The sequence below is a fragment of the Mesorhizobium sp. C416B genome, from assembly GCF_030323165.1.
GTDB lineage: Bacteria > Pseudomonadota > Alphaproteobacteria > Rhizobiales > Rhizobiaceae > Mesorhizobium.
The window spans coordinates 3,385,894-3,410,320 of sequence record NZ_CP100471.1; the positions used below are offsets into that span (position 1 = coordinate 3,385,894).

Genomic DNA, 24,427 nt, shown 5'->3' on the forward strand with positions numbered 1-24,427 from the left:
GTACACACGATTTGTGACGATTTCGGAGAACAAAAATGGCCGCCGCAGACGACATCGCTCTGATCCAGAAACAGGAAGAGACGCTGGTCTTCCCGGCCTTCGACGAGGCCGTCGCCTTCAAGGTCGGCGCGGCGATCCGCGAGCGGGCGCTGGCCGAAAAGCTGCCCATCATTGTCGATATCAGGCTGTGGGATCGGCCGCTGTTTTATGCCGCGATGCCCGGTTCAAACGCCTCCAACCCCGACTGGGCACGACGCAAGATCAATGTGGTCAAGCGCTACCTCAGGAGCACCTATCGTCTGGTGCTGGAACAGCAGCGACCGGACCGCACCTTCAAGGTCGGCGAGGGGCTGGATATTGCTGATTACGTACTGGCCGGCGGCGGGTTTCCGGTGACTGTAAAGGGTGCCGGCGTCATCGGCGTCATCGCCGTCTCCGGCCTGCCGGAACGCCAGGATCATGGCGTCGTCGTCGATGCACTGTGCGATCATCTCGGCGTCGATCGGACACAATTGGCGCTGCCGCCGGAAGGTAAATCGTGACGTTGGCGCTGCCCCTCATCCGCCTGCCGGCACCTTCTCCCCGTATAGTGACGGGAGAAAGGACAAGCTCGAGCGCTGGCGATCCCCTCTCCCCGTCTTTCACGGGGTGAGGGTGAGGGGCAGCGCCAACGTTTGCTCATTTTGAAAACCGCCAGTTACGGCCAAGGATAACCGTGCTCGATCCCAAATCCTTTCTCATCTCGATCTTCAATGCCGCTGTTGCCGCTGCCGATCCTGAACGGACCATCAGGGATCATCTGCCGGCCAGGCCCAAGGGCCGTACCATTGTCATTGGCGCCGGCAAGGGCTCGGCGCAGATGGCGGCCGCGTTCGAGAAGGTGTGGGATGGCCCAATCGAAGGGCTGGTCGTCACCCGCTACGGCTATGGCGCCAGATGCGAGCGCATCGAAATCATCGAGGCGGCACATCCGGTACCGGACGCTGCCGGTCTTAAGGCGTCGCGGCGCCTGCTCGAAAAGGTGCAAGGGCTGACTGCGGACGACCTGGTAGTGGCGCTGATATCGGGCGGAGGATCGGCGCTGCTGCCGTCGCCTGCCGCCGGCCTGACGCTCGCCGACGAAATCGCCGTCAACGAGGCGCTGCTTGCCTCCGGCGCGCCGATCGCGGCGATGAACACAATCCGCAAGCATCTCTCGACCATCAAGGGCGGCCGGCTGGCAGCTGCCGCCTGGCCGGCCAAACTGGTATCACTGGTTGTCTCTGACATTCCCGGCGACAACCCGGCCCTGGTGGCCTCCGGCCCGACCGTGCCCGACTCCGGCAACCGCGCCGATGCGCTGGCCTCGATAGCGGCCTACGGTATGAAACTGCCCGACGCCGTCATGGCGCACATCAACTCGCCAGAGGCCGATGCGCCAGATCCGGATGACCAGCGCTTTTCACGCAATGAAGTGCACCTGATCGCCTCGGCTGGCGTGTCGCTGGAAGCGGCAGCCGCTGAGGCAAAACGGCAGGGCATCGAAGCCGTCATCCTCTCCGATTCCATCGAGGGCGAGGCGCGCGAGGTCGGTGGCGTGCATGCAGCCATTGCGCGCGAAGTGGCGACGCGCAACCGGCCGTTCAAAAAGCCGGTGCTGATCCTGTCCGGCGGCGAGACGACCGTGACCTTGCGGGCCCCTGTTGACGGAAAAAGGGGCAAGGGCGGCCGCAACTCCGAATTCCTGCTCGCCTTTGCCATCGGTATCAGCGGCGCGGAAGGTATTCATGCATTGGCCGCCGATACCGACGGCATCGATGGCTCTGAAGACAATGCCGGCGCCTTTGCCGATGGCTCAACTGTCTCGCGCATGCGTGCCGCCGGCATCGACGCCAAGGCGATGCTGGCCGGCAACAATGCCTGGACGGCGTTCAACGCGATCGGCGATCTGTTCGTGCCGGGGCCGACGGGTACGAATGTGAATGATCTGAGGGCAATCCTAATCAGTTAATTCGGCCGTGGCGGCCGAAGTTTCCAACGTTGGATTCACGACCGTAGGTGATTGGCTGAAGCCACTCAGCTTCGTCATCCCTGGGCGAAGCAGGAGCGAAGCTCCGTCGCGAAGCCCCGGGTCCATTCCGTGATGTTAGCCGTCGAGCGCAGCGGAGCAGAATTCTGCACCGTAGCAGCGTCCAAACGTCGCGGCATGAATCCTCGGGTCTGCGCTGCGTCGCTTCACTCCTTGCTCCGCCCGCGGATGACGATGTCGCTGAGGCTTTCGCTCATCTCACGACCCCATCAGCCGCTTCACCTCTCTCATATCCCTGAGAAACCGCTCGCGCTCTGCCTCCTTGTCCGCGGGCTCATGAATACGCAGAATAAAGGAGGGGTGGATGGTGATGAACACGCGCAAGCCATCATCGCGTTCGATCAACTGGCCGCGCATTTTCGTCACGGCAATGGCCTTGCCCAGCAGCGACAACGCCGCCGTTGCCCCAAGCGCCACGGCGAGGTCCGGCTTGATCAGCTCAAGCTCCCGGCCGATCCACCAGCGGCAGGCCTGGACTTCGCCGGTATTTGGCTTCGAGTGGATGCGGCGCTTGCCGCGCGGCTCGAACTTGAAGTGCTTGACGGCGTTGGTGACGTAGACTTTTTGCCGGTCGACGCCTGCGTCATCGAGAATTGCATCGAACACTTTGCCCGCTGGCCCGACAAAAGGTTTGCCGGCGAGATCTTCCTGATCGCCCGGTTGTTCGCCGACGAAGACCACTTTGGCATCATCCGGCCCCTCGCCGAACACGGTCTGTGTCGCGTCGCGCCACAACGGGCAGCGGCGGCAGCCTTTCGCGGCTTCGCGTAGCTCGGAAATGGTGTTGGCGTCATCGTCCGGCGCCTCGGCCGGCTCGCGCTTCGGCCAATGTTTCGCCTGCAGCTTGGCGTGGTGCGGCGCCGGCGTTGTCGGCAGTCTGGCAATCATATCCCTGGCGGCCTCGTCCGCTCCTGCGATCAGATCTGGAATGAGCGAGGCCTCGGGAAGGTTCCGCCAATATTTCTTCGGCATCTCCTTCTGCATCGCCTTCACCTTGAGCCGCGCCGGGTTGAAGATGTTTTCGAAATAGGTCAGCCACAACGCCTCGGTGTCGTCCTGATCGGGTGCATCGCCCTTGGCCGCACCCGGCCCGATCGCCAGCCTTTCGCCGTTCCAGTCGGCGGAGGCATAGGGCGTCAGGATGGTCCAGCGCATGCCGGTGAACCGCCGGACGAAGAAATCCGCGTTGCGCTCGACAATGAAATGCTCCGGCTCGAACCAGGCGACGTAGCGCTCGTTCTCGCCGTCGCCGATCTTCCGGAAGCGTACGAAGGCATGCATCTTATGGCTGTCGCGCCGCACCGCCTTTTCCATGGCTTCGAGCCGCCTGGTGTCGGGATCGGATGCGATCGCCAGCAGTTTCGGCTCGGTGCGCAGGCGCCAAAGCATCCAGTAGAGAAAGGCAAACCGGCCGGGGTCGGAGTGGCAGAAGGCCGTTTCGGCATGGGCGATGAACTCGCGCGGGACGGTAAGCTGCGCGCCCTCTGGCACCGCCGGCAAGGCATCTTGAGTATCATTGGCGTCGGACCCGACACCCCAACTAATATCCTCAGGTCGGACCTCATTCAGCGCCAGACGCCGTGCCGCATCGCGCCAACCGGCGAAATCGGTCTGGCTCGCTAGCCGGACAGTGTATCGGGCAAGGTCGAGCTGGGCCGGCTGCATGGTCAAAACAGAGACAGTTGTTCGCAGGACTTTACGATCGTGTCGCGCAAGCCGGTCTTGTCCGTTAGTCCACCCGGCGACCAGCCTTCGGCGATGATGAAGGGCCTCAGCTTGGCGATCGAATGGCAGATCCGTCCGACATCTTCCAGCCGCATGTGTCGGTGGCGGCGGGTTTCAAGGATCTTCGCCACCACCTTGGTGCCCAGACCCGGAACCCGCAGCAGCGCTTCCCGATCGGCGCGGTTGATGTCGACGGGAAACCTCGCCCGATTGCGCAAAGCCCAGGCGAGCTTGGGGTCAATGGCGAGATCGAGCATGCCGTCGCTGCTGCCGGCGAGGATTTCCGGCTGCGAAAAGCCGTAGAAGCGCATCAGCCAGTCGGCCTGATAGAGCCGGTGCTCGCGCATCAGCGGCGGTTTCTGCAGCGGCAGCGACGATGACGAATCCGGGATCGGGCTGAAGGCGGAGTAATAGACGCGCCGCAGATGGTAGCTGCCATAGAGCCGCGCACTGGTGTGCAAGATGCCGTCGTCGGATGTCTTGTCGGCGCCGACGATCATCTGCGTCGACTGACCTCCGGGCGCAAAGCGTTCGCGCTTCTTGGTCCTCAGCGTCGGCTCGGCTTTTTCCTCCATCTTCCGGCGCAGGTTCGCCATGGAAAGGCGGATCGTTTCCGGCTTCTTCTCCGGCGCCAGTTTCTTGACGCCCTCATCGGTCGGCAGTTCGACGTTGATAGACAGCCGGTCGGCGTAGAGCCCGGCCTGCTCGACCAGTTCGGCCGAGCTTTCCGGAATGGTCTTCAGATGAATATAGCCGGAGAATTTTTCGTCCAGCCGCAGCCGCCGCGCCACCTCCACCATCTCGGCCATGGTCTCGTCGGGCGAACGGATGACGCCGGAGGACAGGAAGAGGCCCTCGATGTAGTTGCGCCGGTAGAAATCCATGGTCAGCTTCACCACCTCGTCGATGCTAAAGCGGGCGCGGCGCACATTCGATGACGAGCGGTTGATGCAGTAGCTGCAATCGTAAATGCAGAAATTGGTGAGCAGGATTTTCAGGAGCGAAATGCAGCGGCCATCCGGCGCGTAGGAATGGCAGATGCCCATGCCTTCTGTGGAGCCGATACCGCCGGATTGGAGCGAATCCTTCTTCGCCCAGCCGGACGAGGCGCAGGAAGCATCGTATTTGGCGGCGTCAGACAGGATTGCCAGCTTTTCACGGACGGTAGGTGCGCTCATCCGTTCATGATATGTTCTTGAAGGCTGCAGCGCCACCTCATTTGATGCAGGCGGCGAAAAAGTAATCGCCGCCTGATCGTCGGGCTAGCAGGACGACTGCCCGAGTTCCAGGCGGTCTCTCAGACCTCATGGAGGTAGAGGTGGTAATCCAGCTCGCTGACGGTGCGGGCGACGCGCAGATACTCCGACTGCTTGATCGCCACGAAGGTGCGATGCAGATCCTCGCCAAGCGCCTCTTTCAGGAAGCTCGATGCCCGCGCCGCCTCGATCGCAGCGCGCCAGTCGACCGGCATGGTCGTGCGCGTGATGGCGGCTTCATAGCCATTCCCAGTGGTTTCGGGGCCGGGGTCGAGGCCTTCATCCAGACCCTTGATGATGCCGGCCAGCACCGTTGCCGCGATCAGGTAGGGATTGGCGTCGACACCCGACGGCCGGTGCTCGATGCGCCGGTTCTTGGCGTCGCCCGCCGGGATGCGCAGCGCCACCGAACGGTTGTTGACGCCCCAGGTCGGCGCCACCGGCGCATAGGACTGCGAGACGAAGCGCCGCCAGGAATTGGCGTGCGGCGCAAACACCAGCATCGATTCGGCCATGGTCTGGATCAGCCCGCCGAGCCCCTGCAGCAGCGGCAGCGACCAGCTTTCGCCGCCAGCCTCGGCAAAAACGTTGCGGCCGTTCTTGTCCTGCAACGAAACATGGAAATGCATGCCGGAGCCGGCGTATTTTTCGATCGGCTTGGCCATGAAGCAGGCGGTGACACCATGGCGGCGCGCCTGCGCCCGCACCAGCCGCTTCAACATGACGAGGTCGTCGGCCGCCCGCATGACATCCTTGCGATAGTTCAGCGTCAGCTCGTACTGGCCGGGCGCGTATTCGGAAATCACCGTTTCGGCCGGAATGCCTTGCGCCTTAGCCGCGGCATAGATGTCGGAAAACAGCGGCTCCATGCCGTGCAGATGGTCGACGGAATAGACTTCCGTCTTGGCCGAGCGGCGGCCGTCGAGCACGGCGTCCGCCGGCTTTACCTTGCCGTCGGCGTCACGCTGATTGGCAAGCAGGAAAAATTCGAGTTCGAAGGCGCCGGCGGGATAGAGGCCCTTGGCCGCCAAGATGTCGACCTGCCTGGCCAGCGCCAGCCGTGGGTCCGACGACATAGGCTGTCCCTCGAGATGGTACATCGCCATCAGCAACTGGCCGCGCGGCGGGTTCGTGCCGTAAAGCGGCACCAGGGTGCCGGGGATCGGCCAGGCCCTGAGGTCGCCATCGCCGGTCGTCCAGATCAGCCCGGTTTCGTGAACATCCTCGCCGGTGATGTCGAGGCCGAGGATCGAGATCGGCATGTGGCGGCCGCCCTCGAAGATGCTTTTCAGCTCATGCCGGCGCACGATCTTGCCGCGGCCGACCCCGTTGGCGTCGGTCAAGACGATATCGAAGGCTTCGATTTCGGGATGGGCGTCGAGAAAGGCTTGCGCCTCGGCGGGCGTCGAGCCCGAAGGTGAAGTCATGATTAGTGTACTCGAGTTTGGCTTGGCAGCTTGTCTCATGCCGTCAGCCTTGCCGCAACCGTGGCGAAGGCGGTGATCAGCCGGTTGACCTGGGCGCCGGTGGTGGCCGGTGAGATCAGCATCATGTTGTGAAAGGGCGCGATCAGCACGCCCTGGTTGACCAGCGCGACATGGATAGCCGCCTCAAGCTCCGGCGCATGGGCAGTCTCGGCTTCGGCGCCGTTCCTGAGCGGGCCAGGGGCGCAGATGAACTCGACGCGGGCGCCGACGCGGGCGACATGCCAGGGCAGATTGTAGCGATCGATGACGCCGGTCAGCCCGGCATCGAGCCGCAGGGCGAGGCGATCCATCCGGGCATAATTCTCCTGCGTCATCACCTCTTCGAGCGTTGCGCGCATGGCTGCGAACTGCAGCGGGTTCGCCGACAGCGTCGTGCCCATGCCGGAATAGCCCGGCTCCTTGGTTCGGTTGTAGTCGGCATAGCGCGAGGCGACCTCGTCGCTCATGCCCCACACGCTTGCCGGCACGCCACCGGCGATCGGCTTGCCCAGCACGAAAAGGTCGGGCTGCAGCCCGAATTTTCTGGTGTAGCCCCCTGGGCCGGTCGAGATGGTGTGGGTCTCGTCGATCAGCAGCAGCGTTCCGGCCGCGCGCGTCAGTTTGCGCAAGGCGTCGTGAAAACCCGGATCGGGCAGCACCATGCAGGAATTTGTCAGCACCGGCTCGGCGATGACGCAGGCGACATCGCGGTCGGCGAGCGCCGCTTCCAGTGCAGCAACATCGTTGAATTCGATGACCTTCGCCGTCCTGGTCAGGTCGCGGAATTCGCCCGCCAGGCCCGGCCGGTTGACAGCTTTGCCGTCGACCAGCCGGACCATCGTCTCGTCGACCGAGCCGTGATAGCAGCCGTTGAAGACCAGGATCTTTTCCCGACCGGTGATAGCGCGGGCAACACGCAGCGCGAAGCGGTTGGCGTCGGTGGCGCTGGTGGCGATCTGCCAGAACGGCAGACCGAAACGCTGTGTGAGCAGCGGCCCGATGGCCAGCGCATCCTCCGAAGGCAGCATATAGGTCAGGCCGCGCCCGGCCTGGCGGCGGATGGCGCGCGCCACCGGCGGCGGCGAATGGCCGAACATCGAACCGGTGTCGCCGAGGCAGAAATCGTCCAGCCTGTTGCCGTCGATATCCGTGATGGCGGCGCCCTTGGCGCTTTCGACCAGGATCGGGAATGGCGTCGGCCAGTCGTTCATCCAGTGCATCGGCACACCGCCGAAGAAGCCTGGCAGGCCGTTACCGACCTTGGCCTGCGATTTCGGCCGCGCCTTGCGGAAGGTGTTCGCCTCGCTTGTCCGCAATGCAGCGATGCGGTCACGGCTGATACCGCCAATGGACGCCTTTGAACTGTTCGTGCTGTACATGAAATCCCTCTCGGCCGGCACACTACCCAATTGGCGACGGCAACCGCAATTGGCCGTGTTGGTGCGCTGCATTGGGTCAGCAGCAAGTTCGGCAGACTTGACCTTCCGGCGCAGTCGGGCGCCAATGCGATCGGGTCTGTGGTTTGGGGAGAAAAATGCGGACGATCATCTGCGCTATTGCGCTACTCTTGTCGGCCGCTGCGGCTTCCGCATCGGGCGGCGTCTGGTGTTCCGTCGATGACAAAGCGGTGCAATTCGAGGTCGGCGCCGGGGTCACCAGAGGTATGGGCGGCCCGACCTTCAATTTTCGCGGCGATCTCGAGATACTTGGCCGGCCGGAAGGCGACAGTCTGCGCAAGACCGTCTTCGAGGATTCCGACCTCACCCAGTACTGGCTGGACGACAAGGAGTTGCGGCTGAACGTCTACCACGAGCATCAGCTCGGAGATAAATTCAACTCTGTCGAACTGACGATCCTGACCAAGACCAGTGACGAGGGCGTCTATGACGGCCGGTACACGCTTGCCGTCTACGACAACGCCGCCGACACGGAACAGGACGGCAAGCCGAAAGAATTGACCGGCAAGGTGTCGTGCGGAGCCGAATAGGTCACGCCGAGATATCGATGACGCCGCAGTCGCCGGCGGCACTGCCGAAGGCGACCCGGCGCTCTTCCTTGTCCCACATCATCGCGGTGATGGCGCCCATGCCCGGGCGGCGCAACAGCACCTCTTTGGCATCGGTAAAGCGCACCGCCATGACCATGCCGTCATCATAGCCGACGGCGACGACATCCTGGCTCGGATGGCAGGCAACCGATGTCACCATGGCGTTGCCGCGCGTGCCGAGCTCCAGCGGCGCCTTGCCCATCGGGCCGTCCTTGCCCGAAAACGGCCAGACGATCGCCGCCGGCGCGCCGGAACTCGCCAGCCACTTGCCCTTCACGCTCCACGACAGGCTTTTGACCTTGCCGGGATAGCCGGTCATGCGCATGTGCTTGCCGTCGGCGAGCTTCCAGCCATGCAGCGCGTTTTCCTGCATGGTGGTGACGAGGAAGGCGCCATCCGGCGAGAAGGTCACGCCGGTATGGGCGCCGGCCCATTCCAGCTCCACCGGTCTGCCCTCGGCGGCCGGGAAATGCAGCGTCGCGCCATTGTAGCGGGCGACGCCGAAGCGCATGCCCTTGGGGGAGAAGGCCAGCCCCTCGACCGAACGTGGATGGGCAAACTCTTTGGTCTTGCCGTCGGCAAAGCGCACGAACGCAGTCTTGCCTGTGGCATAGGCGATAGCGCCTTGCGGCCCGGCGGCGACGCTGGTGATCCACTTCTTGCCGGCGCTGGCGAGTTCGCTGACATTGCCGCCGGCGGCAACGGCAAAAATCTTGCCGTCCTCGCCGCCGGTGATCAGGCGGTCGTTGGCGGCGTCATGGAACGTGGAGAGCAGGCCGTCATTGGCCTGAATTGTCTTGTGGCCGTTGTCGAGCCTATGAACTGTCCCATCGGCGAGCGCAAAATGCGGCACGTTGTCGAGGAAGACGGCGGCAAGGCAGTGACCTTCCAGGTCGAGGGGAGCAACTGTGGGCATCAGGACCATTCCAATGAAGCTGTCACCACTCCCGGGAAGCCACTGAGGCGGCCAGGCCTGGCGTCAACCTTCTCCCCTTGTGGGAGAAGGTGGATCGGCGCGCAGCGCCGAGACGGATGAGGGGTGTTGAACGGATCGCCGTCGGTGCCGAGCTGGAGCACCCCTCATCCGACCTCGCTTCGCGAGGCCACCTTCTCCCACAAGGGGAGAAGGAAGAGCGGGCAGCGCTAGCGCCATAGAGTCCGGAAATCAAGCCGCCTGGCAGGCGTCAAAGCTCTTCTTCAGCCGTTCGGCGTCAAGCTCGCGGCCGATGAACACCAGCCGGCTCTCATGCTTTTCGCCGTCTTTCCAAGCGCGCTGGTGGTCGCCTTCGATGATCATGTGCACGCCCTGGATGACATAGCGCTCGTCGTCGCCCTTGAGCGCGATGATGCCTTTCAGCCGCAGGATGTTGGGACCTTCCATCTGAGTGATCTTCTCGATCCACGGGAAGAATTTCTTCGGGTCCATCTCGCCGCCGCGCAGCGACACCGACTGTACGGTCACGTCATGGATCTCGGAGGGATGCGCGTGATCGTGATGATGATGGTCGTGATCATGGTCGTGGTGATCGTGGTCGTGATCATGGTGGTCGTGATCATGATCGTGCGCCTCGAGAAAATGCGGATCGTTTTCCAATGCGCGCGACAGGTCGAAGGCGCCGCGGTCGAGCACTTCGGACAGCGCCACGCCGGCGCGCGTGGTGCGGTGAATCCTGGCCGCCGGGTTGATGGCGCGGATGGTGGCTTCGACCTTGGCCAGCTCTTCGGGCGTCACCAGATCGGTCTTGTTCAGCACGACAACATCGGCGAAGGCGATCTGGTCCTCGGCTTCCTTGGAATCCTTCAACCTGAGCGGCAGGTGCTTGGCGTCGACCAGGGCCACGACAGCGTCGAGTTTGGTCTTGGAGCGCACGTCGTCGTCCATGAAGAAGGTCTGCGCCACCGGCACAGGATCGGCGAGGCCGGTGGTCTCGACGACGATGGCGTCGAAGCGGCCGGGACGGCGCATCAGGCCTTCGACGACGCGGATCAGGTCGCCGCGCACCGTGCAGCAGACGCAGCCATTGTTCATTTCGTAGATTTCCTCGTCGGATTCCACGATCAAATCATTGTCGATGCCGATCTCGCCGAATTCATTGACGATGACGGCATAACGCTTGCCATGGTTTTCCGACAGGATGCGGTTGAGCAGCGTCGTCTTGCCGGCGCCGAGATAGCCGGTGAGAACGGTCACGGGGATTTGCGTCTGTGCTTCGCTCATATCTTGCCTCGAAATGGCTGGGCCACGGAATTGCGGGCCGCAAGAAGGGATTGTTGGCCTGATATAGGATGTGTGCCGGCCTTTTGCACGAGGCAAACCGCCTGGGTGTTTGACCCAGGATTGACGAAGCGGATGGGTAGACCCGAGAGGCCGAGTGCAAGGGATGCCGACCATCAACGTGTCGCTGGAAACGCCTCTTCGTTGATCTGTGCTAAGCCGCGCCGCGTCAAACCGTTGCAATCGCCTTGGCGGAAACTCGTTTGTCATCTAACTGAAATAAACATCTGGCATCACCATTTCGAGCACCACAAATGCTTGCCGGCAAAGCTGTTTCGAAAGCCGGAATCTTTTTGATCGTCGATTGCCAACCGGCCGGCTGCGTCTATGCTGCACGCACCGGTACGGCCGAAGAGGGATCACCATGGCCAAGGCGGACAAGACTGCAACGATGAGCCGGCTGCATTCGGCGGCAAGGCTGGCAAGGACCGCGCTGGCGGCGCGGCTTCTGGCGCACGGCTTCTATGCCGGCCAGGACCAGATCATGCTGACGCTCGACCGCGAGGACGGCCAGACGCCCGGCAATCTCGCCGGCCGCCTCGGCGTGCGCCCGCCGACCATCACCAAGACCATCAACCGGCTGCAGGCCCAGGGCTTTTTGGAAAAGCGCGCCTCTTCCGCGGATGCACGCCAGGCGCATATCTTTCTCACCGACACCGGCCGCGAGATCATCCACGCCATCGAGAAGTCGGTGAAGAAGACCGAGAAGCAGGCGTTGAAGGGCCTCGACAAGAAAGAACAGAAGACGCTGTTCAAGCTGCTCGCCCGCATCGAGGCCAATTTGTCGAACGAGGAGCTGGTGCTTGTCGACGACGATGGCGACATCGACGATTGATCTTCCTGACCTAGGCGGCTACCGAAGGCCCGCGCACCAGGGTCGACCAGCGGCCGGGCGTCAGGCCGAATGCTTTCTTGAAATGCCTGTTGAAATGGCTCTGGTCGCTGAAGCCGGCGCCAACGGCAATCTCGGCCAGCGGCTCGCCCACCTCGATCATCCGTCTTGCCTTTTGCAGCCGGCGCATCAGCAGGAACCGATGCGGGCTGGTGGAATAGGTCGCGCGAAAATGGCGTGACAGCGCATAGCGGTCGAGCCCGGTGACGGCTTCCAGCTCATCGGAACGAACGGACCGCTCGGCATTCTCCTCGAGATAGCCGCGCGCCAGCGCCGCCGCACGCGAGGCCGACTTCCCCATCGGCTTTGCCTTCTGTCCCGCATGACGCCCCAGATGCTGCGCCAGCTCCGCAACGAAATCGGCGACGAACAGCTCGTCCAGTTCCTCGTCGAGCGGCGCCAGAGCCGAAAGCAGCGTGCCACGCAAGGCAGGATCGCTGACCACAGCATCCCTGACGAAAGGCAGCGGCGCGCCGTCGAGGCAGTCGAGCAGCAGTGACGGTTCCAGATAGAGGATCCGGTAGCGCAGACCATCCTCGGTCCCGGCGCCGCCATCGTGCACTTCGTCGGGATGCAGCACGATAACCTGGCCGGGCAGGCTGTGGTTGACAGTGCCCCTGTAGTGGAAGCGCTGCACACCGGAAAGCGTCACGCCGACGGCAAGTGTATCATGACGGTGCAGGTCGAAGGCGTTGCCATGGAAATGCGCCTCGATGCGCTCGATGCCAGCGGTAACAGGCGCCGACACGATCCGGTCTTCATCCGCGCACGAACGTTCAAGACCCTGCGTCGCCTCACCTTCTAGATCGTGCGTCATCACCTATCCCTGCCCTTCATGGGCGTGCTCCGGAGTCCTCATTTTGGTGTTCGATACGAAATTTGCAATCGTGCTGCGGGACGATCTCGCCGTCTGGCAAAAGCTCAACGTCGCCGCCTTCCTGACCAGCGGCATCGTCGCGCAATTCCCCGGCATTATCGGCGAACCCTACCGCGACCGCGCCGGCAACCTTTACAATCCTCTGTCGATCCAGCCGGTCATCGTGCTTTCGGCCGATGGGCCGACGCTCAACTCCATCCACCGGAAGGCGCTGGAGCGGGGCGTGACGGGGTCAGCCTATGTCGAGGAGATGTTTGCCACCGGCTTCGATGCGGCCAACCGCGCGGTCTTCGCCGAGTTCGGGCCTGAGGACGCCAAGATCGTCGGCATCGCGTTGCGTACCGACAAGAAACTCGTCGACAAGATCACCAAGGGCGCCCGCATGCACGCCTAATTCAGCAGGAAGCGTGTAACGGCGCTCATGAATTCAGTCGGCCGCTCGACGTTCAGCATATGGACGCCCGGAAGCAGTGTAAGCGTGGCGCCGGGGATGCTGGCTGCGATCGCCTCGCTGTGGCTTGCCAGCGTTACCTTGTCGTCTTCTCCACCGATCACCAGGGTGGGCGCGGTAATGAGGGAGACAGTCCGGCGCAGATCGCAATCGCGTACGGCGGCGAAGCATCCCGCGAGACCTTGGGGCGGCGTCGCCAGGACCATCGCGCGGAACGCGTCGACGGTTTCGTTTGGGCCGACAAGCATCGAGGCGGGAAACCAGTTGTGCATGAACATATCCGCGGTGGCCGACATGTTGCTCGCTGCAAGGACAGTACCGATCTGCTCATCAAAGTAAGACGCCGGCCCGAGATGCGGCGAGGTGTTGGAAAGGATGAGACGCTCGATGCGGTCCGGGGCATGGATACCCAGCCACTGCCCTACGAAGCCGCCCAGCGACAGCCCGCAGAAATGCACGCGGGCGATCTGAAGCGCATCCAGCAGCTCAAGGACGTCGCGGCCCAGCCGATCGAGCGAATAGGCTCCGGCCGGAGCATCGGAACTGCCGTGGCCGCGCAGATCATAGCGCAGCACCCGGAAAGATCCGGCAAATTCCGCAAGCTGCCGGTCCCACATATGCAGGTTCGTCGCAATGGAATTCGAGAGCACAAGCACAGGGCCGGCCCCCGCCAGCTGATAGGCGATCCGGCAGCCGTCGCCCGTCGTAAAATAAAGCGTGTCAGTCATCTGGTCCTCATCTCACCCTGGCGAAAGGAGTTCGATGCTCCCGCCGCCCTTTGAATGAGCCACCCTAGGCCTCGTAATTATCCAGGAAAATTACTATGATTGGACAATCTCAGTAGGTTTTGACTATAATGAATGGTCTGAAACTCCACGACCTACGGTGCTTTGACGCCGTGGCAAGCGAGGGCAGCTTCCAGGCGGCCGCCCTTGCCTTGAACCGATCGCATCCATCCGTCTTCGCCGCTGTTGCACGCCTCGAGCAGTTGCTCGGGCTCACACTTCTCGACCGCAGCGGATATCGGGTGGGGCTGACGGAGGCGGGCCGCGAGTTTCGCGCGCGAGCGCAGCTGACATTGCGCGAGCTCGACCATCTGCGAACCTATGCGGGCCAGTTGGCGAGTGGCGAGGAGACGGTCCTGCGTGTCGTCATGGGTGATCTGTGCCCGCGACCGCAAATCCTGCCTATGCTCAGCGGCTTCTTTGCCGAATGCACCAGGACACGCCTGCGTCTGGAGTATGAGGCGATCGGCGGTCCGCTCGAACGGTTGATGGAAGGCGAGGCTGACCTCGTCTTCCATCGCGCGGATCCTTCCGATCCGCATCTCGAGCGGATCGATCTCTGCGCGGTGACGCTCGTGCCGGTGGTGGCGCCTGGGTTCCTGCCCTTCGCGCCTGGCCGGGAGATTGCGCCGGAGCAGATGCGGCCCTTCACCCAGTGCGTGATCCGCGACACGGCGCGGCGGCCGTCGCCGGAGAGCTATTTCCTCGTCGACGGTGCGCATCAGTGCTCGGCGCCGGATCATCTGATGAAGAAGGAACTGATCCTTCACGGATTGGCCTGGGGCCATCTGCCGGGATGGCTGATCGAGGATGAACTGCGGGATAGGAGGCTGATCTCGATCGCTGGTGCACATCTGCCCGGCCGGACGGAGACCTTGGCGGCGGTGCGCCGGCGCGACCGACCGCATGGACCCGTCGCCCAGGCGTTGTGGCTTCATCTCCAGGCGCAAATGGCATCCGACGGCAAAGCACCGGGATGTCAGAACGTCGCAGCGGAACGCAAGGCGCCTTAGCTGGCATCGGATTGGGCATCGGATTGGCCTGCGCTGAACCTGTCTCAGACGCCTGTTGTGCCAGTCGCTTTTGGCTTGCCGGGCGCAGGCGATTGCCGCAAAGGTTAAGCGTTGCTCCTCCCTGCCCGGCCTGACATTGAACGTTCCCGCAAGATCAGACGAAAGCGCAACGCCGCCCGCCGCGATGCTGTTCATGCTTTCCACCTATGTCTTTTTCACCTTTCTCGACACATCGAGCAAATATCTGGTCCTGGCCGGCGTCTCGGCGCTGATCGTCGCCTGGGCCCGCTTCACCGTCCATGTCCTGCTTGTCGGCGTCTTCCTGCGCGGCTGGCGCGAGCCGTCGCGCTTCCGCGCCAACAATTTGCCGGCCCACATCCTGCGCGGCGGTCTGCTGTTCGGCTCGACCATGTGCAACGTCATGGCGCTCAAAACGCTTCAACTGGCCGAGACCACCTCGATCTACTTCTTCGGGCCGATGGTGATCACCGCCCTTGCCGGACCGCTGCTTGGTGAATGGGCCGGCTGGCGGCGCTGGCTGGCAATCCTGTCGGGCTTTGTCGGCGTGCTCGTCATTACAAGGCCGGGCATCGGCGTGTTCGGCATCGGCCATCTTTTCGCGCTCGGCTCGATGCTGTCGAACAGTTTTTACGTCATCATGACGCGGCGGATGTCAGCCAGCGAAACCTCGGAAAGCCTGATCCTGTTTTCGGCGCTGGCGCCGGCCGTGCTGCTTCTGCCGATGCTGCCGTTCTCGCATGGGCTGCCGCAGGATGGCTGGCACTGGTTCATACTGATGATGCTGGGCGTGTTCGGCGCCGGCGGCCACTGGCTGCTGGTGCAGGCCTACCGCCTGGCGACTACCACGGCGCTGGCGCCGTACCCCTATTCGCAGATGGTCTGGATGATCCTGTCCGGCTGGATCATCTTCCACCAGTTCCCCGACCGCTGGACGCTGGTGGGTGCTGCCATCATCGTCGCCAGCGGCCTTTACATCATCCATCGCGAGCACCGTTTGCGGCTGCGCAATCGCACGACCGTCGATGCCGAGGCGGAGGCGCTGGCGAAAAAACTTTGATTTGCTCCGAATCCGATGGCATAACGCCGCATTTAAAAAATTTTAAAAAAACTCGGGGAGCGAAGGGCTGGCACAAAAGATCAAGCTTTCGACGATCGCGGATGCGCTTGGCGTGTCCACGGCCACGGTCTCCCTCGCACTGCGCGACAGCCCGCTGGTCGCCGGCGCCACGCGTGACCGCATCAAGGAACATGCGCGGGCCATCGGTTATATCTACAACCGCCGCGCCGCCTCACTGCGCACCTCGCGCTCGGGCATTGTCGGCGTCGTCGTGCATGACATCATGAACCCGTTCTTCGCCGAGATCCTGCGCTCGATCGAGAGCGAACTCGATCGCAGCCGGCAGACCTTCATCCTGTCCAATCACTACGACCAGCTGGAAAAGCAACGCACCTTCATCGACACGCTGCTGCAGCTCGGCGCCGACGGCGTCATCATGTCCCCGGCCATCGGCACGCCGGCCTCCGACATCGTCATGGCCGAGGAAAACGGCCTGCCGGCGGTGCTGATCGCACGCAGCGTGGAAGGCGCCGACGTGCCGGTGTTTCGCGGCGACGATGCCTATGGCACGGCACTTGCCACCAATCATCTGATCTCGCTCGGGCACAAGCGCATCGCCATGATCGGCGGCACCGACCAGACCTCGACCGGGCGCGACCGCTACCAGGGCTATCTCAACGCCATGGAGGCCGCCGGGCTTGAGGTCAGGCCGTCCTGGCGCATCGCCGGGCCGCGCACCAAGCAGGGCGGATTCGAGGCGGCTGGACAGTTTCTGGCGCTTAAAGACAAGCCAACCGCCGCTTGCTGCTGGAATGATCTGGTCGCCATCGGCCTGATGAACGGCATTGCCCGCGCCGGCCTGGTGCCGGGCGCCGACATCTCGGTGACCGGCTATGACGATCTCGAGGAGGCGGCAATCGCGACACCGGCGCTCACCACAGTCTGGAATGGCCAGCGAGAGGTCGGCCGCCGTGCCGCCAGCGCGCTGCTCGACAAGCTGAACGGACAGGCGGTACGGCCGTCACAGGAACTGATCAAGCCGGAACTGCATGTGCGCCAGTCGACCGGCAAGCCGGTGGAGCGTGCATGACCAAGACTGATGCGTTGCAGACCGTCGCCGTTCTGGTGCCGGGACATTTCAACGACCATGCGGTCGAGCGCATCGACCGCACCTTCAAGCGGGTCAAGATAGAGCGCGCCGATCCCGCCCTGGTCACCGAGGAGATGCGCCATGACGTGCGCGCCATTGCGTCCTTTGCCGGCGTCAATGCGGCATTGATGGATGCATTGCCCAACCTCGAACTCATCGCCTCCTTCGGCGTCGGCTATGATTCGGTCGATGCCGGCCATGCGGCCAAGAAAAACATCATGGTCACCAACACCCCCGATGTTTTGACCGAGGAGGTCGCCGACACCACGATCGGCCTTTTGCTCAACACCGTGCGTGAACTTTACAACGCCGAGAAATGGCTGCGCGACGGCAGTTGGGTGAAGAAGGGCAACTATCCCCTGAGCCGGCTGACCTTGCGCGGTCGGCATGTCGGCATTTTCGGCATGGGCCGCATCGGCCTTGCCATTGCGCGCCGGCTGGAAGCGTTCGGGCTGCCGGTGGCCTACCACAACAGGCGCAAGGTCGAAGGTCTGGCTTATGAATACCACCCGACGCTGAAGGGCCTTGCCGAAGCGGTCGATACGCTGATTTCCGTAGTGCCGGGCGGCGCTTCCACGGAGAAGGCGGTCAATGCCGAAATCCTGGCGGCGCTTGGCGCCAACGGCGTTTTCGTCAACATCGGCCGTGGCAGCACGGTCGACGAGGCAGACCTCGCCGCAGCGCTTGCCAACGGCACCATCGCCGCGGCCGGGCTCGATGTTTTCGCCGATGAACCGAATGTGCCCAAGGCTTTGCTGGAGGCGCCCAACACCTCGCTTTTGCCCCATGTCGGTTCGGCCTCGCACCACACGCGCCGCGCCATGGCGGATCTGTGCGTCGACAATCTGGTATCCTGGTTCAGCGAGCGCCGGCCACTGACCCCGGTGCCGGAGACGGCGCAAGTCAAGCCACGAAGCTGAGCGGCTGTCTGCCACACTCGTTAACGTCGGCTTAACGCTTTGGAATCATTCTGCATCTGCGCCGGGGGGCGCGGAGTGCAAGATGACGAAACTTCCGGCATTGATTGCGGCAGCGGCACTTTTCGCCGGCTTTCAGCTGTTTCACGGCGGCAGCAGTGAAAGTTCGGCCAATGAAGCAAGGCCGGCAACCACCTTCAGGCTGGTCGCCAATGGCGACGAAGGCGACTGCGCGGTTAGCCGCGGCGCCGCGATTGACGATGGCCTGTCGCTGTTGACCGTGGCGCCGAACTGCCGCGGGTTGCTGCCGGGGATCGAGCGGGCAAAATTCTGGCGAGAGGGCGAGGACGGCACGATCGCGTTCAGCGCCGACGGCACCGACCCGATCGTCACCTTCTCGGTTGCGGATGGCGACGGCTACGAATCCTACGCTCCGGCCACGCCGCTGCTTTCGCTGGCGACAACCGGCGAACGGGATCAATCCGCCGGCAATTGATCGTCGGGATTTATTCCGCCGCCGCCCGCGCGCCGGCCTTCGCCGCCGCATGCAGCCGCACCGCATCGCCGAAGGCGCGGAAGATCTTGGCCGAGTTGTTGTCCGACTTGACCCAGTATTCGGGGTGCCATTGCACGCCGACGGCGAAGGCGCGGGCGTCCTTCACCGAAACTGCCTCCACCGTGCCGTCGCCGGCAACCGCCTCGACCTGCAGCTTCGAGCCGAGCCGGTCGATGCCTTGGCGGTGCAGCGAGTTGACCTTGATGTCGCCGGCGCCAAACACGCCGGCCAGGCAGCTGCCCGGCTTGATCGAAATGGTCTGGTGAATGGCGAAGCGTTCGTCCTGGTTGTCGCTCACCGGCGCGCGATGGTCGAGCGAGCCTTCGCGCTCCTGGATCTCGGTGCCAAGCGTGCCGCCCAGCGCAACGTTCAACTCCTGGATGCCGCGGCAGATGGCAAGCAGCGGCACGCCGCGCTCGATCGCCTTGCGGATTAGCGGCAGCGTGGTGGAATCGCGCGCCGGGTCGTAGGGGCCGTTGGCTTCGCTGGCGTCGCCGCCATAGAGCGATGGATGCACGTTGGACTTCGAGCCAGTGACCATGACACCGTCGACCGAAGACAACAGCTCGTCGAAGTCGAGCCGGTCACCGAATGACGGCACCAAAAGCGGGAACACGCCGGCGCCGGAAAGTGCTGCCTCGATATATTGCTGCGGGACGGCATGCCAGGTGTAGTTGTCGAACTGACGGACGTCGGTTGATATGGCGACGAGCGGCTGGTGCATTTTGGGTCCGGATTCCATTTGGCGCGAAGCGAATAGCTATTGTGCCTGCAAAATAGGCGATCCGAAGGCGCTTTTCCATGGCAAGTTTCGCCATCTCGCATGGGCCACGCGGCGAACGTTAGACTATAGTTGCAGGCTGGCCGGCCGGCCCGCGGATTTGTCGCCAGCGCCGCCGTCAAATCCCGCCACCATGCTGGACTCGACCTTTTGCCCGTGTATTGTTTCGGGCAAATCGATACCGGACGTGAGGAGATGTCCCTGATATCGGTTGTTGGTCCAATAGGGAGGAACTGCATGGATCGTCGTTCATTCATCCGCAAGGCCGGGGTCACCGGCGTGGGCGCAGCGGCGGCTGCCGCTACGCTAGCCGCACCGGCAATCGCCCAGTCCAATCCGAAAGTGACGTGGCGGTTGGCGTCATCCTTTCCCAAGTCACTCGATACGATCTATGGCGGCGCCGAAGTCTTCTCCAAGATGCTGTCTGAGGCGACGGACGGCAATTTCCAGGTCCAGGTCTTCGCCTCCGGCGAACTCGTGCCCGGCCTGCAGGCCGCCGACGCCACCACTGCCGGCACCGTCGAGGCCTGCCACACGGTGTCATACTATTATTGGGGCAAGGACCCGACATGGGCGCTCGGTGCGGCGGTGCCGTTCTCGCTCAACGCGCGCGGCATGAACGCCTGGCACTATCATGGCGGCGGCATCGACCTGTTCAACGAGTTTCTTGCCACGCAGGGTCTTTTCGGCCTGCCCGGCGGCAACACCGGCGTGCAGATGGGCGGCTGGTTCCGCAAGGAGATCAACACCGTCGCCGACCTGTCCGGCCTCAAGATGCGCATCGGCGGCTTTGCCGGCAAAGTGGTGCAGAAGCTCGGCGTCGTGCCGCAGCAGATCGCCGGTGGCGACATCTATCCGGCGCTGGAAAAAGGCACGATCGACGCCGCCGAATGGGTCGGCCCCTATGACGACGAGAAGCTCGGCTTCTACAAGGTCGCGCCCTACTACTATTATCCCGGCTGGTGGGAAGGCGGCCCGACCGTCCATCTCTTGTTCAACAAGGCCAAGTACGAGGAGCTGTCGCCCGCCTACAAGTCGCTTGTGCACACCGCCGCGCAGGCGGCGGACGCCAACATGCTGCAGAAATACGATTTTCTCAATCCTGCGGCGGTGAAGCGGCTGGTGGCCGGCGGCGCGAAATTGCGCCCGTTCAGCCAGGACATCATGGCCGCCTGTTTCGAGAAGGCCAATGAGGTCTACACCGAAATGGAAGCCACCAACGCACCGTTCAAGAAGATCTGGGACTCGATCAAGGGCTTCCGCAAGGAGCACTATCTGTGGGCGCAGGTGGCCGAGTACAATTACGACACCTTCATGATGGTCCAGCAGCGCAACGGCAAACTGTAGGCTGGGATCTGTCCCTTCTCCCCGTCACTATACGGGGAGAAGGTCCCGGCAGGTGGATGAGGGGCGGCGCAAACTTCGGCGATCGATCGCCTTGGGCTTGGTAGCCGCCCCGAAATTACAGCTTATTTTTCCGAGCGTTGACGCTACCCCTCACCTGCCTGCCGGCATCCTGTCCCCGTATAGTGACGGGGAGAGGGGCGCGGTCATCGCCGTTTCGCCAATCGCCAACGCCGCAGGATTGAGGCTGCCCTTCATTCCATGCCCGGCACCACCAACACCTTGACCTCGCCGGGCGCTGCCGGATTGGCGATCACCGAGGCGGCTTCCTCCAGGCCGACCTGCCTTGAGATGAGCTTGTCGATCTCGATTGCGCCGGACGCGACAAGGTCCGCCGCCCGCCTGTGGGTGAAGGGGTTGATGAACGAGCCGAGAACCTTCAGTTCGCGAAACAGGATGTCGAACGGTTCGAAGGGCACTTTCACGCCTTGCGGCATCACGCCGACGATCACCACCGAGCCGCCGGACTTCGCCAGCCGCATCGATTGTTCGACGGTATCGGGGACACCGGCGCATTCGAGCACCACGTCGGCCCCGCCGGGCACAAGGCCGGTTGGGCCGGCGATCGCCTCGATCGGGTCGACCGCGTTTGGGTCGACCGTCGCCGTTGCACCGAGCTCTTCGGCGAGCGCACGGCGGGAGGCCTGCCGCGTCGACAGGATGATGGTCGCCGCTCCTGCGAGCCTCGCCAATTGCACGGTAAGCAGGCCGATGACGCCGCCACCAAGCACCACCACGGCAGCGCCGGGTCTGATTCCGGCGAGGTCGACAGCGTGCAGGCAGCAGGCCAGCGGCTCGCAGAAGGCGCCATGCGTTGGCTTGAGGTTCGCAGGCAGAAGAAAGGCCTGGCTCTGCGGCATCACGACGTAGTCGGCGAAGCCGCCGTCGCGATGGATGCCGATGGCCCTGAGATTGCTGCACAGATTGACGCGGCCGGCTCGGCAATGACTGCAGCGTCCGCAGAAGATGTTGGGATCGCCGGTAACACGGTCACCGATGGCGATGCCGGAAACCGCGTCGCCGACAGCCTCGACGATGCCGCAGAATTCGTGACCAAGCGTCACCGGCGGGCTCGAAGGGAATTCGCCGTGGAGGAGGTGACGGTCGGTGCCGCAAACGCCGCAGGCTTCGACGCGCACCAGAACGTCCTGCGGTCCCGCAACAGGCTTGTCGACCTCCCGTAGCGCAATGCTGCCCACCGCTTCCAGGCGCACGGCTCTCATAACATCCTCACTCAGGTTCTCAGTGTTCACACATCAGTTGAAGTTCGGCGGCTGCGACAGGTCGGTCGCCGGCGCCGCCGGCTTGGCGGGCGGCGTCTCGCCGAAATTCGGCGGCTGCGAGAGATCGTTCGACGGTGGCGCCGCAGGTGATGGACCACCGTTGGCTGGTGGTGGTGTGCCGAGAGGCGCAAGGCCTGGCATATCAGGCAAGTTGATCTCGATCGTACCCGGATCGACGGCCGCACCCTTGTAGCGCATGACCATTTGCGGGAAGGCGATGGTCAGCCCGATCATGATCACCTGGATGCAGACGAAGGGCACGGCGCCCCAATAGATCTGGCCGGTGGTCACCGGCGCGATCTGCTTGCCGGTGAGGCGATCGAGATAGGGCACGCGCGCGGCGACTGAGCGCAGGTAGAACAGCGCAAAGCCGAAAGGCGGATGCATGAAGGAGGTCTGCATGTTGACGCCGAGCAGCACGCCGAACCAGATCAGGTCGATGCCGAGCTTATCGGCAGCCGGCGCCAAAAGCGGTACGATGATGAAGGCGAGCTCGAAGAAGTCGAGGAAGAAGGCGAGCACGAAGACCAGGATGTTGACGCCGATCAGGAAGCCGACTTCGCCGCCCGGCAGCGACGTCAACAAATGCTCGACCCAGACGTGGCCGTTGACGCCGTAGAAGGTCAGCGAGAACACCCGCGCGCCGATCAGGATGAACAGCACGAAGGAGGAAAGCCTCGTGGTCGACGCGAGCGCCTGTTTGATGACATCCAGCGACAACCGCCCCTTCATTGCCGCCATCGCCAGGGCGCCAACGGCGCCCATGGCGCCGCCCTCCGTCGGGGTGGCGATGCCGAGGAAGATGGTGCCCAGCACCAGGAAGATCAGCGCCAGAGGCGGGATCAAAACGATGATCACCTGCTGCGCCAACCTGGACATCATGTTGATGTTCAGGCCCTTGTCGGCGATCGCCACGATATAGATCAGGATCACCCCGATGCTGGCGCCAAGGATATCGGCATTGTCGCCATGCGCCGGCGCAAGGTAGCGATAGGCCGCATAGGAAGCCGCGACTGCCACCAGCAGTGCCGCGAGCAGCGACAGCACGCCGTGGCCAAGCGTGCGGGCCGCCAGCGGCAACGCCGGCATCGAGTTCGGCCGGACGATCGACATGATCAGGATGTAGAGCGTGTAAAGGCCGGTCAGCACCAGGCCGGGGATCAGCGCGCCGGCATACATGTCGCCGACCGAACGGCCGAGCTGGTCGGCCAGAACGATCAGCACCAGCGACGGCGGGATGATCTGGGCGAGTGTGCCGGATGCCGCGATGACGCCCGACGCCAGTCGTCGGTCATAGCCGTAGCGCAGCATGATCGGCAGCGAGATCAGGCCCATGGCGATGACCGAAGCCGCGACCACGCCCGTGGTCGCGGCAAGCAGCGCACCGACGAAGATCACCGCATAGGCAAGGCCGCCGCGAACCGGGCCGAACAGCTGGCCGATCGTGTCGAGCAGGTCCTCGGCCATGCCCGATCGTTCCAGCACGATGCCCATGAAGGTGAAGAACGGGATTGCCAAGAGCGTGTCGTTCGACATCACCCGGCTGCCGTAGAAATTGTCGGGCAGCGCATGCAGCAGCGGCCACGCCAGGTTGATCGAGCCGCCCGAATAGGGCGACAGCACGACGCCGATGAAGAAGAACATCAGGCCGTTGGCGGCGAGCGAGAAAGCGACGGGGTAGCCGATCAGCAGGAAGATGATCAGCGAGGCGAACATGATCGGCGCCATGTTCTGGGCGATGAACTCGATCATGGGCGCGCCTCCTGGGCGAGCGCCTTGGCTTCTTCGGCAAGGGCTTTCGCCTCGAGCTCGGCCTGTTCGTGCACCGAGATGAACGGATTGGGATCGTCCATGTCGCCGCGCATGATGGCGATCTTCTTGATGATCTCGGAGATGCCCTGCAGCGCCAGCAGAAAGAAGCCGACGAGCAGGATCGCCTTGGCCGGCCAGATGATCAGGCCGCCGGAATTGTTCGACATTTCGCCGCTGCGGAACGACAGCGACACGTAGGGTACAAAATAGATCACCATCAGCGTCACAAACGGCATCAGGAAGAAGACATGGCCGAGCAGGTCGATCCAGTGCTGCACGCGGCGCGACCACATGCCGTAGACGATGTCGATGCGGATATGGTCGTTCTGTTTCAGCGTGTAGGCGGCGGCCAGCATGAAGGCGGCGCCGAACAGATACCACTGCAGTTCCAGCCAGGCATTCGACGAGACGTCGAAGACCTTGCGGATGATGGCATTGGCGGCGCTGACCAGGATTGCCAGCAGGATCAGCCACGATATCCACCGGCCGATGAACTCGTTCATACGGTCGATCGTTCTGGATAGAGCGAGCAGCCCTGCCATGCATTTCCTCCCTGAGGTCGAAGGCGCGCCGGCTCCCCTATTTTCCGTC

The 24,427-nt window shown here is 63.3% G+C and carries 23 protein-coding genes; 11 read left to right on the top strand and 12 right to left on the bottom strand.

The window, feature by feature from the left end; genetic code table 11:
- Positions 1–35: 35 nt before the first annotated feature.
- The gene (locus tag NLY43_RS16420; protein WP_023711326.1) at positions 36–542 is read left to right on the top strand and encodes a heme-degrading domain-containing protein; all 507 of its coding nucleotides are present in this window, start codon (positions 36–38) and stop codon (positions 540–542) included.
- A 167-nt stretch (positions 543–709) separates the two neighbouring features.
- Positions 710–1,990 carry a glycerate kinase type-2 family protein gene (locus tag NLY43_RS16425; protein ID WP_023711327.1) on the top strand — a complete coding sequence of 427 codons (1,281 nt, stop codon included), beginning with the start codon at positions 710–712 and terminating at the stop codon, positions 1,988–1,990.
- A 276-nt stretch (positions 1,991–2,266) separates the two neighbouring features.
- Here the strand turns inward: NLY43_RS16425 and NLY43_RS16430 are convergent, their stop codons facing one another.
- The 4 genes from NLY43_RS16430 to NLY43_RS16445 form a co-directional block, all read right to left on the bottom strand.
- Positions 2,267–3,733, bottom strand: a complete 1,467-nt coding sequence (locus NLY43_RS16430) for a UdgX family uracil-DNA binding protein (RefSeq protein WP_023711328.1) — start codon at positions 3,731–3,733, stop codon at positions 2,267–2,269.
- 2 nt (positions 3,734–3,735) lie between these two features.
- Positions 3,736–4,971 (bottom strand): putative DNA modification/repair radical SAM protein, encoded by a 1,236-nt coding sequence (locus NLY43_RS16435; protein WP_023700413.1) that lies wholly within the window; start codon positions 4,969–4,971, stop codon positions 3,736–3,738.
- 119 nt (positions 4,972–5,090) lie between these two features.
- Entirely contained in the window at positions 5,091–6,476 is a 1,386-nt protein-coding gene (locus NLY43_RS16440; RefSeq protein ID WP_023711329.1) for a glutamine synthetase family protein, read from the bottom strand.
- A 35-nt stretch (positions 6,477–6,511) separates the two neighbouring features.
- A complete protein-coding gene (locus tag NLY43_RS16445) occupies positions 6,512–7,894 on the bottom strand; it encodes an aspartate aminotransferase family protein (protein WP_023711330.1) in 1,383 nt (460 codons plus the stop codon).
- 155 nt (positions 7,895–8,049) lie between these two features.
- Here NLY43_RS16445 and NLY43_RS16450 point away from each other — a divergent pair, with 155 nt between their 5' ends.
- On the top strand, positions 8,050–8,502 hold the full coding sequence (locus NLY43_RS16450) for a hypothetical protein (protein ID WP_023683507.1): 453 nt from the start codon (positions 8,050–8,052) through the stop codon (positions 8,500–8,502).
- 1 nt (position 8,503) lies between these two features.
- Here NLY43_RS16450 and NLY43_RS16455 read toward each other — a convergent pair whose 3' ends face one another.
- Positions 8,504–9,478 (bottom strand): WD40 repeat domain-containing protein, encoded by a 975-nt coding sequence (locus NLY43_RS16455; RefSeq protein WP_023711331.1) that lies wholly within the window; start codon positions 9,476–9,478, stop codon positions 8,504–8,506.
- Between the two features lie 249 nt (positions 9,479–9,727).
- A complete protein-coding gene (locus tag NLY43_RS16460; RefSeq protein WP_023711332.1) occupies positions 9,728–10,780 on the bottom strand; it encodes a CobW family GTP-binding protein in 1,053 nt (350 codons plus the stop codon).
- Positions 10,781–11,201: 421 nt separating this feature from the next.
- Between NLY43_RS16460 and NLY43_RS16465 the strand changes: the two genes are divergently transcribed.
- Positions 11,202–11,672 (top strand): MarR family winged helix-turn-helix transcriptional regulator, encoded by a 471-nt coding sequence (locus NLY43_RS16465; RefSeq protein WP_023671361.1) that lies wholly within the window; start codon positions 11,202–11,204, stop codon positions 11,670–11,672.
- Between the two features lie 10 nt (positions 11,673–11,682).
- On the opposite strand, the gene NLY43_RS16470 is transcribed toward NLY43_RS16465, so the two are convergent.
- Positions 11,683–12,546, bottom strand: coding sequence for an AraC family transcriptional regulator (locus NLY43_RS16470; RefSeq protein ID WP_023711333.1), 864 nt, complete (start codon positions 12,544–12,546; stop codon positions 11,683–11,685).
- A gap of 46 nt (positions 12,547–12,592) precedes the next feature.
- On the opposite strand from NLY43_RS16470, the gene NLY43_RS16475 reads away from it, so the two are divergent.
- Positions 12,593–13,000, top strand: coding sequence for a DUF2000 family protein (locus NLY43_RS16475; protein ID WP_023711334.1), 408 nt, complete (start codon positions 12,593–12,595; stop codon positions 12,998–13,000).
- Here NLY43_RS16475 and NLY43_RS16480 read toward each other — a convergent pair.
- Positions 12,997–13,785: an alpha/beta fold hydrolase gene (locus tag NLY43_RS16480; protein WP_023711335.1), complete on the bottom strand. Its 789-nt coding sequence runs from the start codon at positions 13,783–13,785 to the stop codon at positions 12,997–12,999. The genes NLY43_RS16475 and NLY43_RS16480 overlap by 4 nt on opposite strands.
- A gap of 128 nt (positions 13,786–13,913) precedes the next feature.
- Between NLY43_RS16480 and NLY43_RS16485 the strand changes: the two genes are divergently transcribed.
- From NLY43_RS16485 to NLY43_RS16505, 5 genes are all read left to right on the top strand, one after another.
- Complete coding sequence (locus tag NLY43_RS16485; protein ID WP_023711336.1) at positions 13,914–14,855, top strand: LysR family transcriptional regulator; 942 nt, start codon at positions 13,914–13,916, stop codon at positions 14,853–14,855.
- A 193-nt stretch (positions 14,856–15,048) separates the two neighbouring features.
- The gene (locus NLY43_RS16490) at positions 15,049–15,933 is read left to right on the top strand and encodes a DMT family transporter (RefSeq protein ID WP_032996845.1); all 885 of its coding nucleotides are present in this window, start codon (positions 15,049–15,051) and stop codon (positions 15,931–15,933) included.
- 67 nt (positions 15,934–16,000) lie between these two features.
- Positions 16,001–17,023 (top strand): LacI family DNA-binding transcriptional regulator, encoded by a 1,023-nt coding sequence (locus NLY43_RS16495; protein ID WP_023671355.1) that lies wholly within the window; start codon positions 16,001–16,003, stop codon positions 17,021–17,023.
- Positions 17,020–18,003, top strand: a complete 984-nt coding sequence (locus tag NLY43_RS16500; RefSeq protein ID WP_023671354.1) for a 2-hydroxyacid dehydrogenase — start codon at positions 17,020–17,022, stop codon at positions 18,001–18,003. The genes NLY43_RS16495 and NLY43_RS16500 overlap by 4 nt, the downstream gene beginning before the upstream one ends.
- 82 nt (positions 18,004–18,085) lie before the next feature.
- Positions 18,086–18,496, top strand: a complete 411-nt coding sequence (locus NLY43_RS16505) for a hypothetical protein (RefSeq protein WP_023683514.1) — start codon at positions 18,086–18,088, stop codon at positions 18,494–18,496.
- Positions 18,497–18,506: 10 nt separating this feature from the next.
- Here the strand turns inward: NLY43_RS16505 and NLY43_RS16510 are convergent, their stop codons facing one another.
- On the bottom strand, positions 18,507–19,280 hold the full coding sequence (locus tag NLY43_RS16510) for a gamma-glutamyl-gamma-aminobutyrate hydrolase family protein (protein WP_023671352.1): 774 nt from the start codon (positions 19,278–19,280) through the stop codon (positions 18,507–18,509).
- Between the two features lie 294 nt (positions 19,281–19,574).
- On the opposite strand from NLY43_RS16510, the gene NLY43_RS16515 reads away from it, so the two are divergent.
- Positions 19,575–20,684 (top strand): TRAP transporter substrate-binding protein, encoded by a 1,110-nt coding sequence (locus NLY43_RS16515; RefSeq protein WP_023671351.1) that lies wholly within the window; start codon positions 19,575–19,577, stop codon positions 20,682–20,684.
- Between the two features lie 251 nt (positions 20,685–20,935).
- Here NLY43_RS16515 and NLY43_RS16520 read toward each other — a convergent pair whose 3' ends face one another.
- The 3 genes from NLY43_RS16520 to NLY43_RS16530 are packed head-to-tail and all read right to left on the bottom strand — an operon-like array spanning position 20,936 to position 24,378.
- Positions 20,936–21,964 (bottom strand): zinc-dependent alcohol dehydrogenase family protein, encoded by a 1,029-nt coding sequence (locus tag NLY43_RS16520; protein ID WP_023683515.1) that lies wholly within the window; start codon positions 21,962–21,964, stop codon positions 20,936–20,938.
- Positions 21,965–21,997: 33 nt separating this feature from the next.
- Entirely contained in the window at positions 21,998–23,776 is a 1,779-nt protein-coding gene (locus NLY43_RS16525) for a TRAP transporter large permease (RefSeq protein WP_023683516.1), read from the bottom strand.
- The gene (locus NLY43_RS16530; protein WP_023683517.1) at positions 23,773–24,378 is read right to left on the bottom strand and encodes a TRAP transporter small permease subunit; all 606 of its coding nucleotides are present in this window, start codon (positions 24,376–24,378) and stop codon (positions 23,773–23,775) included. The genes NLY43_RS16525 and NLY43_RS16530 overlap by 4 nt, the downstream gene beginning before the upstream one ends.
- Between the last annotated feature and the right edge of the window lie 49 nt (positions 24,379–24,427).